8 protein-coding genes and 1 pseudogene are annotated in these 9,932 nt (G+C 64.3%); 3 read left to right on the top strand and 6 right to left on the bottom strand.

Features of this window, described 5'->3' with window-relative positions; translation table 11 throughout:
- Together EOA27_RS09400 and EOA27_RS09390 are read right to left on the bottom strand one after the other, a co-directional pair.
- A partial coding sequence (locus tag EOA27_RS09400) for a hydantoinase/oxoprolinase family protein (RefSeq protein WP_145970301.1) occupies positions 1-1,086 on the bottom strand: 1,086 nt, incomplete at its 3' end.
- Between the two features lie 332 nt (positions 1,087-1,418).
- A complete protein-coding gene (locus EOA27_RS09390; protein WP_126080256.1) occupies positions 1,419-2,045 on the bottom strand; it encodes a CDGSH iron-sulfur domain-containing protein in 627 nt (208 codons plus the stop codon).
- A gap of 505 nt (positions 2,046-2,550) precedes the next feature.
- Here EOA27_RS09390 and EOA27_RS09385 point away from each other — a divergent pair.
- Together EOA27_RS09385 and EOA27_RS09380 are read left to right on the top strand one after the other, a co-directional pair.
- The gene (locus EOA27_RS09385; RefSeq protein ID WP_126080257.1) at positions 2,551-3,477 is read left to right on the top strand and encodes an ABC transporter ATP-binding protein; all 927 of its coding nucleotides are present in this window, start codon (positions 2,551-2,553) and stop codon (positions 3,475-3,477) included.
- Positions 3,474-4,235 carry an ABC transporter permease gene (locus EOA27_RS09380; protein WP_126080258.1) on the top strand — a complete coding sequence of 254 codons (762 nt, stop codon included), beginning with the start codon at positions 3,474-3,476 and terminating at the stop codon, positions 4,233-4,235. The genes EOA27_RS09385 and EOA27_RS09380 overlap by 4 nt, the downstream gene beginning before the upstream one ends.
- A gap of 278 nt (positions 4,236-4,513) precedes the next feature.
- On the opposite strand, the gene EOA27_RS09375 is transcribed toward EOA27_RS09380, so the two are convergent.
- Together EOA27_RS09375 and EOA27_RS09370 are read right to left on the bottom strand one after the other, a co-directional pair.
- Positions 4,514-5,734, bottom strand: coding sequence for an IS481 family transposase (locus EOA27_RS09375; protein WP_245491057.1), 1,221 nt, complete (start codon positions 5,732-5,734; stop codon positions 4,514-4,516).
- Positions 5,735-5,843: 109 nt separating this feature from the next.
- The gene (locus EOA27_RS09370) at positions 5,844-6,881 is read right to left on the bottom strand and encodes a phosphatidylglycerol lysyltransferase domain-containing protein (RefSeq protein ID WP_126080259.1); all 1,038 of its coding nucleotides are present in this window, start codon (positions 6,879-6,881) and stop codon (positions 5,844-5,846) included.
- Between the two features lie 158 nt (positions 6,882-7,039).
- Here EOA27_RS09370 and EOA27_RS09365 point away from each other — a divergent pair.
- A pseudogene (locus EOA27_RS09365) lies at positions 7,040-7,255 on the top strand (GNAT family N-acetyltransferase); the annotation flags it as partial.
- A gap of 12 nt (positions 7,256-7,267) precedes the next feature.
- Here the strand turns inward: EOA27_RS09365 and EOA27_RS09360 are convergent.
- On the bottom strand, positions 7,268-7,492 hold the full coding sequence (locus EOA27_RS09360; protein WP_126080260.1) for a hypothetical protein: 225 nt from the start codon (positions 7,490-7,492) through the stop codon (positions 7,268-7,270).
- 192 nt (positions 7,493-7,684) lie between these two features.
- Positions 7,685-9,682, bottom strand: a complete 1,998-nt coding sequence (locus EOA27_RS09355) for a PhoX family phosphatase (RefSeq protein WP_126080261.1) — start codon at positions 9,680-9,682, stop codon at positions 7,685-7,687.
- Positions 9,683-9,932: the final 250 nt, after the last annotated feature.

The raw sequence follows: 9,932 nt of genomic DNA, 5'->3' as shown, positions 1-9,932 counted from the left end.
TTCCAGCTCGGCGGTGACTGCCTCGCCATGCGCCATGCCGGCCAGCGCCAGCGGCACCAGGCGGCGCGGCCCGAGCAGGATTTTCGGATCGAGCGCGCCGTCTTCCAGCGTGACCTCCGAGTCGCCGCCAAGGCCGAAGGTGCGCATGGCGACCGCTTCGACCATGGTGCGGAAGCCGCCGACGGTGGCGCCTTCCGGATCGAGGCGCGGGCGGCCGCCGTCGAGCACGGCGACGTCCGTGGTGGTGCCGCCGATATCCGAGACCATGGCGTCGTCCAGCCCGGTCATGTGGCGGGCGCCGACAAGAGAGGCAGCCGGGCCCGAGAGGATCGTCTCGATAGGCCGCTGTCGGGCAAAGGCGGCCGAGACCAGCGCGCCGTCGCCGCGCACCACCATCAGGGGTGCCGCGATGCCGCGCTTGGCCAGAAACCCTTCGGTCGCCGCGACCAGCCGGTCGATCATCGAGATCAGGCGGGCGTTGAGCAGCGTGGTAAGCGCGCGGCGCGGGCCGCCGAGCTTGGCCGACAATTCATGGCTTGCTGTGACCGGAAAGCCGGTCTTCTCGCGGATCAGGTCGCGGGCCGCCAGCTCATGCGCCGGATTGCGGGTGGCGAAATAGGCGCAGACGGCGAAGCCCGAAACCGAGCCGCCCAATTCCGGCAACGCCGCCTCGAGGCCGGAAAGGTCGAGCTTGGCGGCATTGCCGTGCACGTCGTGTCCGCCGGGGCAGAACACCACCGGGTCGGTGCCCAGCGCCGTCTTCAACCCGTCGCGGGCAAGGTCGGCCTCGGAAAAGCCGATCATGACGAGCGCCACGCGCCCGCCCTGGCCCTCGACCAGCGCGTTGGTGGCAAGTGTCGTGGACATCGAGACGAGTTTTATCGCGGCCGGATCGGTGGCGGATTGCTGAAGCACCGCGTCGACCGCGCCGGAAATGCCGACGGCGAGATCGTGACGCGTGGTCAGCGATTTCGCCTTGGCCAGGACCTTGCCCTTGGGTCCGCCCTCCTCCGACCACAGCACCGCATCGGTGTAGGTGCCGCCGGTGTCGATGCCGAGGAAGAGGGGGTGAGGCTTGGCAGTCATTTTTGCGGGCAGTCCGGGGTCGAGGGCTTCGCGAAGCCCTTAGCCGATACGGGCTGCCGGATAAAGGTTGGAGGGATGGGCCAAGGGGCGCAAGTTCCTCGCCCGACAAAGTGGGGAGAGGGACCCAAGCTTTGAGACATCGGCGCGAGGCCCCCCTCTCTGGCCTGCCGGCCATCTCCCCCTCAAGGGGGGAGATCGGATGTCACGCCGGCTTTCGCCAATCGCCAACGTTGTAGAAAGGAGCGAGGCGCTTGAACTGCCAATCTCCCCCCTTGAGGGGGAGATGCCCGGCAGGGCAGAGAGGGGGGCCTCGAGCCGGCCTTCGCAACTATCTACCCGACAAACCCCACTCTTTTGTGCGATCCATCACAGAACGGTTTGTTCGCCGAATGCCCGCAGCGGCAGAGGAACACCTTGGTCGTGCGGGCGATCGTATGCCCCGTGCCGGTGACGAGCTCGGCATTGCCTTCGACCTTCAGCGGTCCGTTGCTGGTCGGGGTTACGGTCAGCGGGCCGTCCCGCGCGTCCAGCACCTGCGCTTCCTTCAGCGGCGGCTCGCCGGTGGCGGTGAAGCCGGCCTTGATGTGGCTGTTGTCGCAGAAGGGCTTGTTCTGCGAGGCGCCGCAGCGGCAGAGCGTGCCGCGCAAGAACGTCTGGTCACCCAGCACGATCTCGGCATGCACCGCCAGCGGGCCGTTTTCGCGCACGCGCACCGTGTTGACCACAGGCGGCTTCTCCTGCGGCCCGCCATCCTTGCGCTTGTAGGTGACGGCGCCCGACGGGCAGTTCTCCGCCAGCGCCACCACCCGTTCTACGCTCGCGGCATCGGGATGGATCCACTCGCCCGGCGCGTTGGGCACGAAGACATGCGGGTTGCCGAGCACGCAATTGCGCGAATGGATGCAGCGCTTGCCGCTGAAGGAAACGTCGATCTTCTCGCCTTCGACCGTGCCTGCCATTTGGGTGGGGTCTCCTGTTGGGGTGGAGACCGGGCTTAGGGCGCGGGAGCGAAGGGCGTCAAGCTGGGAGGATGGGCAGCCTTACAATAGCGACCGTCAGGAGATTGGCGAAAGGAGAGGTGCCGGCTGATCTCCCGCGCCCCCTTGAGCGAGGGTGCCCGCTGCTGTGGCGCGCTAGCCGCCAGATCGTCGCCTCCCTGATCGCTGCGATCTTTACTCAGCCGCCCCTGGCGACCCTGCGCCTAAATCTCCATGCCCCGCGACATCGTCGGTGAGCCACCACGAAAGCGCAAGTTTCAAGCATGCCAGCGCTATCTTAGCGCATATGCCGTTTACGGGGAGAAAGAAGCTGCCGCCAGCGCCGGCTCTCCAGCCGCCGGGACCCGAATACTGGTCGGTCAGGACCCACTGTCCAGAGCTGTCAGGAGCGGCATCGAATGCCGGTTTGCATAAAACGGCAACCGACCTATATCAGGTCACAATTTCCAGCCGGCCGTTTTTCAGCATGTCATCCATCATCTCGATCTCCGGTGTCACGAAAACCTATGCCACCGGCTTCAAGGCATTGAAGGAAATCAATCTCGATATCGAGCGCGGCGAGATTTTTGCGCTGCTCGGGCCGAACGGCGCCGGCAAGACGACGCTGATCTCGATCGTCTGCGGCATCGTCAACCGCTCGTCGGGCAGCGTCACGGTCGACGGCCACGACATCAGCCGGGATTACCGCGCCGCGCGCAGCCTGATCGGGCTGGTGCCGCAGGAACTCACCATCGACGCCTTCGAGACGGTCTGGGCGACGGTGAACTACAGCCGCGGCTTGTTCGGCAAGCCGCCGAACAAGGATTTCGTCGAGAAGGTGCTGCGCGACCTGTCGCTCTGGGAGAAGAAGGATTCCAAGGCGATCACGCTGTCGGGCGGCATGAAGCGCCGTCTGATGATCGCCAAGGCCCTGTCGCACGAGCCGCGCGTGCTTTTCCTCGACGAACCGACGGCCGGCGTCGACGTCGAGCTGCGCCAGGACATGTGGGCGATGGTCAGGCGCCTGCGCGAGGACGGCGTCACCATCATCCTCACCACGCATTACATCGAGGAAGCCGAGGCGATGGCTGACCGCGTCGGCGTCATCAACAAGGGCGAGATCATCCTGGTCGAGGGCAAGGCCGAGCTGATGCGCAAGCTTGGCCGCAAGCAGATGAAGCTGGAGCTACGCGCGCCGCTCGCCGCCTTGCCGGAGAGCCTGTCGCGCTATGCGCTGGAGCTGTCGGGCGACGGCAGCCAGCTCACCTACACCTACGACAACCAGAGCGACCGTCCGGGCGTCGCCTCGCTGATCCGCGACCTCGAGGCGGCCGGCGTCCAGTTCCGCGATCTCGACACCAAGAACAGCTCGCTCGAAGAGATTTTCGTCAGTCTTCTGAGGCAAGAGCCATGAACCTGCGCGCGGTATGGGCGATCTACCGGGTGGAGATGGCGCGTGCCTTCCGCACGGTGCTGCAGAGCATCATCTCGCCGGTCATCTCGACGTCGCTCTATTTCGTCGTCTTCGGCTCGGCCATAGGCTCGCGCATCAACGAGATCGACGGCATCGCCTACGGCGCCTTCATCGTGCCCGGATTGATGATGCTGTCGCTCTTGACGCAATCGATCTCCAACGCCTCCTTCGCCATCTACTTTCCGAAATTCGTCGGCTCGATCTACGAGCTTTTGTCGGCGCCGGTCTCCTATCTCGAGATCATCATCGCCTATGTCGGGGGCGCTGCGACCAAATCGATCATGCTCGGCCTGATCATCCTCGCCACCGCCGCGCTGTTCGTGCCGCTCAGGATCGAGCATCCGTTCTGGATGGTCGCCTTCCTGGTGCTGACCGCGGTGACCTTCAGCCTGTTCGGCTTCATCATCGGCATCTGGGCGAAAACCTTCGAGCAGCTGCAGCTGGTGCCGCTGCTCATCGTCACGCCGCTCACCTTCCTCGGCGGCAGCTTCTATTCGATCCACATGCTTCCCGGCATCTGGAAGACGCTCACGCTGTTCAACCCGGTCGTCTATCTGATCAGCGGGTTCCGCTGGAGCTTTTACGGCAAGGCCGACGTCTCGGTCGGCGTCAGCCTCGGCATGACGCTGGTGTTTTTGGCCATCTGCATCGCCATCGTCGCCTGGATATTCAAGACGGGCTACCGGTTGAGGAACTGACCGAAGTCGAGTTCCTCGCCCCACGACGGGGGGAGGTGGCCCGGCGAAGCCGGGACGGAGAGGGGCCCGTGCCGACGGGTGGAATCTCTCTGTGCGTGGCCTGTTCTTCAGATCAAGGCAATGTGGCGCCCTTTTCACGCCGGGTTCTGGCTTCGCGGATGTCGCCCCCCCTCTCCGTCTCGGGCTTCGCCCGAGCCACCTCTCCCCCGCTTTGCGGGGTGTTTGTGCTGGAGACAAGGTGAACGGGTGTTCGGGGACATCGTGGACGCTTTTGTTCATCACGAACTGCTGGGTTGTTTTTGTTGTTCGGCCTGTGGACCCTGTGGGCAACGCTCAGCGTTGTCCACAAGTCCACAGGTCTCGCTTGCGCCCTGACGTAGGTTCAGGGTGGCAATTCGATGCGAGCAGTAGTGCACGCTGAAGACACCATCCTCGACGGTCGGGCGAAGCGCCACCAGCTCGCCGCGGAATGCCTTGCCGAGTCGCCAGGGTCGGTTCCTGAAGCTGATGAAGCCATCACTGTCGACCTTGCGAACCTGGTCGCCCGGTGCGTACTCGATCGCGGGCAGGACGTCGGGAAAGCTGCGCGGGCTCGGCCGGTAGCGCTCGGCCGGCGTGGCCATGTCGAGTGCTTCGTGTGGTCGTTCGTAGTTATAGCGCGGGCGCCACCGATCGAAGGCTCGCTGGCACTCGGCGAGATCGCCGAAGCTTCGCCCGTTGATCACCTCGGCCTTGAGTGTGCGATGGAAGCGTTCTTCCTTGCCTTGGGTCTGCGGATGGCGCGGCCGACCGTGCAGCACGCGGATGCCGAGCCGCAACAGCCAGACGCTGAAGCCGGTGTAAGGCTCACCGCCGGAATCGCTCCACGGCGAGCCGCCGTCCATCAGCATCGCCAGCGGCAAGCCATAGCGGCGAAAGGTAATCTCCAGCTCCCGGCGTACCGTCCGGCCCTGCTCGTCGCCGCAGGCGGACAGCACCAGGTTGAAGCGCGAGTGATCGTCGAGCGTGGTGAGCGGATGGCAGCGCCCGCCATGGATGGCGAAGTGACCCTTGAAGTCAATCTGCCACAGCTCGTTGGGAGCCTCCCGCTCGAAGCGCTGCCATGGTCCCGGATGTTGCGCTGCTGTCGCCTCCGTCAGCCGATCATGACGACGCAGGATCGCGGTGATCGTGCTCGCCGCCGGGATGACGAGTTCGCCATGTCTCTTCATCGCCTGTCTGATCTTGCGACCGCCCCAGACGTCGTTGCTCTCGTCGCGTACCTGCAACACCCTTGCCTCAATTGCCGAAGCGGTGCGTTGCGGGCTCAAGTGCGGGCGACGCGATCGTTCGACCAATCCAGCCGGCCCTTCCGACCGGTATCGCTCGAGCCACTTATAGCCGGTCGTCGGACTTATCCCGAACCGTCGACAAAGTTCACGCACATTCGCCCACTCTCGCGAGGCAAACTCCACGAACTCTCGCTTCTGATCCATCATGGACACCTCGTAAAACGGCATTCCATCCCTCCCGATCCAAGGATCGGGAAGTGTCCACGATGTCTCCGAACGCCTGTCCACCATCTCCCCAGTCTGTACAGTTTGGCGGGGGCGAGGAAGGGGCGCCTATCTAAATCGCCTTGGTCAGGCGCAGCAGCCCCAGCATCTCGACGAAGGTTCCTTTGCGGAAGGCGATATAGGTCGGTTCCTCGACACCGTGGAAGCGGCGCTTGAAGGCCGCCTGGCCCTGCAGGTTGAAGCGCGAGCGGTTGACCCAGGGCGACTTGTAGGCGCGCTGGAAGGCGTTGCGCCAGAAATCCGATTCGGCGAAGCCGCTGGGCTCGATGTCGAGCAGCGGCGAGAGGCCGAGCGTCACCTGCGAGATACCTTCCTCGCGAAAGCGGTCGACGGCGAATTTGGTCAGTCCGACCTCGGCATGCGGCGTCGCGTCGGTCTGCTTGCGCTTGAAGGCGGTGGTGTAGCCGATCACCTTGCCGTCGCGAAACAGCGGGTCGAAATCCAGGATGGCGAGAAGCCGGCCTTCGGGGCTGTGCAGGAGGAAGCGGCGCATGCCGGCACCGAGCTCCTCGGAGAAGCGGCGGTTGAGGAAACCCATCTCCCAGCGCTTGATGATGCGCTTTTTGCGCCAGTCGGCGGAAAGCTGCTTGATCTCTTCCTGCAGCATGTCGCCCGTGCCCTCGGCGAGGAGAAAACCCTTCTTCGCCAGCCAGCGCTCGGAATAGCGCACCGTCTCGTTGCGCTTGCCGGAAAAATCATGCGCCGGCAAAAGCAGCCTGGTGTCGATGCCGAACCGGTTGACCTGGTAGCCGAGACCGGCGAGCACCTTGGCCGTGTCGGCGCCGATCTGCACGAACCAGGGGCCGCCGGCCGCCTCGACGAAGCGCTTGATATAGGCCGGGCGGTCGGCTGGGTCGGCCACCGGATCGCCCAGTGCGAAATGACGGCTCATCTTGGTGCCGAAGGCGATGTAGCCGTCGCCCTCGCTGAAATAGGACAGCTTCTTCTGCACGGCCGTGGAATAGGCGAGCGAGAAATCGCCGTGGCGGCGCACCAGCCCCAGGCGCTCCTCATCGCTCAATTCGCGCCGCGGAACCTTGGGTGCCACGGCATCGAGAAGCCGATCAAAATAGATGCGCAGGGGCGCCATGAGCTCCGCGTGCCAAGAAGTGATGACCTGCCCCCGCAGGTCGCGAATCGCTGGCGACCGCTGCCGGCTACGCCGCGACAGCGATATAGGATGCAATTGACGGCGAATGAAGGGCAAAGGTCAGAAGCCTTCGGCATCGGCGGTCGGCCGCGCGAAACACGGAACTCAGCGGCGTGTGCTCGCATCCGGATTTTCGCGGCGGCGGCCTCGCCAGGCTGTTGTCGCTGTTTGTGGCCAACCGCATCATGGCGCGTGGCGAGGTGCCATATCTGCACGCCTTTGCCAACAATGCAGCGGCGATAAAGCTCTACGAGTCGATCGGCTTCCGGCTGCGCAGCGCGATGAACATCGCGGTGGTTCAGCGGGCGAGATAGCGGCTGTCTGGATCAGGCGGTTTTCGACTTCGGCCGACGGAAGCAAACCGTCTCCATCAACATCTCTTCATCGACCATGCCGGCATTGTAGAGCGCGAGCACAGTCAGCGCGATCTCCCGCGCCTCGTCCGATTCGGGATGCGCCTCGCGACTTCGGCAGGCTTCATCGAAGACGCGTTGCAAGGTGGCGACCTGGGCGGGTTTCAGCAGGCCACGGTCATAAATGGACTTCGGCATGGCGATCTCCTGGCGAGGAGCTAGGGCGCCACCTATAAAAGATCAATCTTTCCTGAGGCTTGATCGACTTCAACCAAAACAGGGGGCTCGGGCCCTGCCGAGCCCCCGCCATGTCGGGTGCTTAGAGCAATTCCAGGAAAAGTGTGAGCGGTTTTCCGTCCGGAATTGCATAAAAACAGAGAGATAGTGTCCTCACACCGCGATCTTGCCGCCGCCCTGCTTCGTGATCGCAACGACCGACGGCCGCACCGGCATGTCCGGCTTGAAGTCCGGCCAGCGGGTCGACGGATCCTCGTAATAGGACGGGCGGCCGAAGCCTTCCCAATCCTCGCCGCCGTCGCCCGGATGCTGGACGGCGACGAAGGCGGTCTGGTCGTCCGGCGCGAAGAGCGGGCCGCACATCTCGGCGCCGATCGGCACGCGGAAGAACAGTTTTGAGGTCGCCCGCGCCGCTCCTTCCGTGTCGACCGCCCACAGGCCGTCGGTGCGGCCGGTGGCTTTCGGGCCCTGGCCGTCGGTGGCGACCCACAGGCGCCCGGCGGAATCGACGGCGCAATTGTCCGGCATGCCGAACCAGCCATGCGCGGTGGTCGCGGTCGAGAAGGTGGCGCCTACATCCGCGACGGACGGATCGCCGCATTTGAGCAGCACTTCCCACTTGCCCTTGCTGGCGGCGAAGTCGCCGCCATCCTCGACGATCTCGATGATGTGGCCGAAGGCGTTGGCAGCACGCGGGTTGGCGGCGTCGACCTGCTCGGCCTTACGCTTGGAATTGTTGGTCAGCATGACATAGACCTTGCCGTTGCCGGCGTTGGGCTGGATGTCTTCCGGCCGGTCCATCTTGGTGGCGCCGAGCAGATCGGCGGCGCGCCGCGTCTCGATCAGAACGTCGGCCTGGGACGCAAAACCGTTCTCCGCCGTCAGCGGGCCTTGGCCAAAGACGATCGGCATCCATTCGACCGAACCGTCCTCGGCGAACTGCGCCACATAGAGCGTGCCGTCGTCGAGCAGGTTCATGTTGGCCGCGCGGTCACCAGGATTGAACCTGCCGGCGGTGACGAATTTGTAGACATAGTCGAAGCGCTCGTCGTCGCCGAGATAGAAGACGACGCGGCCGTCCCTGGCGACGATCGACTCGGCGCCCTCATGCTTGAAACGGCCCATGGCGGTGCGCTTCCTCGGCACCGAAGCCGGATCGTTGACGTCGACCTCGACGATCCAGCCGAAACGATTCGGTTCGTTCGGCTCCTTGGCGAGGTTGAAGCGGTCGTAATGCGCGCCCCATTCATAGGCGCCTTCCGGAATGCCCAGGCGCTTGTAATTGGCGGCTTCCTTGTGGCCTTCCGGCAGCTCGCCCGAGAAGTAGCCGTGGATATTCTCCTCGGCCATCACATAGGTGCCCCAGGGCGTGACGCCGCCGGCGCAATTGTTGAGCGTGCCGATGACCTTGGTGCCGGAGGGGTCGGCATTGGTCTTGACGCGGTCGTGGCCGGCGACCGGGCCGGAGAGCGCCATCTCGGTGGTCGACATGATGCGGCGGTTGAGCTTGCCGTCGCGCACCACCTGCCACTTGCCGCCTTCCTTGCGGATCTCGACGATGGTGCCGCCATGCGCGGCCATCTCGACATCGACCTCCTCCTTCGACAGCGGTGCGACCTCGGCGGCCTTCTTGCCGTCTTTTTCGACGATCGAAACGATGCCGGGGAACATCAGATGCGGGTTGGTGTATTCGTGGTTGACGACCAGTAGCCCGTGCTCCGCCGAGCCGTCGATCGGGATATAGCCGACATAGTCGTTGTTGTAGCCGAACTGTTTTGCCTGAGCCTCAGCCGATTGCTTCAGCGGATCGAACTCCGGCGAATCGGCAAACAGCGGATCGCCCCAGCGCAGCAGCACGTCGGCATCATAGCCTGGCGCGACATGGTGCTTGTCATCGATGCCGGCTTCGAGCTCGTCGAACTTGAACGCCGAGGCCTCGGCGGCGCGCGCCTCGTCGGCGGCGACGAGCGCCAACGGGCTGACGGTGGCGGCGATGGCCGAGACGGCCAGCGAGCCCAAGAGGAAACCGCGGCGCGAGAAGCGCGCGGCAATGATCTCGCCCATGGTGCGGTTGTCGGTCGGGTTGACGGGCGGACCGTCATTCTCCTCGAGCTGGCTGGTGCGGAAGCGGGTTTCAGGGGTCGCGGTCATGGTGTTCCTCTGGCTTCTTGAGGTGGCTTGAGCTTGGACCTTCAACCCCTAAAGCGCGCCGATCACATTTTCGTGACATCGGCTTCTGCGTAGCCCTCGGTGGTTGGCGAAGCCTGTCGATGTCAGTGTCCAGCGGATAGATGGGTAACACTTTGAACCGGATACATAGGTAACAGTTTTCTCTCCCTATGATGCGGTCGCCGCAGCGCCAAGCGGTCGGCTTGGCGCGGCGCTGCGGCGAACCAGTTTC

This window comes from Mesorhizobium sp. M2A.F.Ca.ET.037.01.1.1 (genome assembly GCF_003998075.1).
In the GTDB taxonomy this organism is placed as follows: Bacteria; Pseudomonadota; Alphaproteobacteria; order Rhizobiales; family Rhizobiaceae; genus Mesorhizobium.
Note: the sequence above shows the minus strand (reverse complement) of the source record. Positions and strands in the feature narration are given on the sequence as shown.

Bases quoted from the DNA above. Each gene is read 5' to 3' on its own strand.
- EOA27_RS09390 (WP_126080256.1), bottom strand. From the start codon at position 2,045: ATGGCAGGCACGGTCGAAGGCGAGAAGATCGACGTTTCCTTCAGCGGC.
- EOA27_RS09385 (WP_126080257.1), top strand. From the start codon at position 2,551: ATGTCATCCATCATCTCGATCTCCGGTGTCACGAAAACCTATGCCACC.
- EOA27_RS09380 (WP_126080258.1), top strand. From the start codon at position 3,474: ATGAACCTGCGCGCGGTATGGGCGATCTACCGGGTGGAGATGGCGCGT.
- EOA27_RS09375 (WP_245491057.1), bottom strand. From the start codon at position 5,734: ATGCCGTTTTACGAGGTGTCCATGATGGATCAGAAGCGAGAGTTCGTG.
- EOA27_RS09370 (WP_126080259.1), bottom strand. From the start codon at position 6,881: ATGGCGCCCCTGCGCATCTATTTTGATCGGCTTCTCGATGCCGTGGCA.
- EOA27_RS09360 (WP_126080260.1), bottom strand. From the start codon at position 7,492: ATGCCGAAGTCCATTTATGACCGTGGCCTGCTGAAACCCGCCCAGGTC.
- EOA27_RS09355 (WP_126080261.1), bottom strand. From the start codon at position 9,682: ATGACCGCGACCCCTGAAACCCGCTTCCGCACCAGCCAGCTCGAGGAG.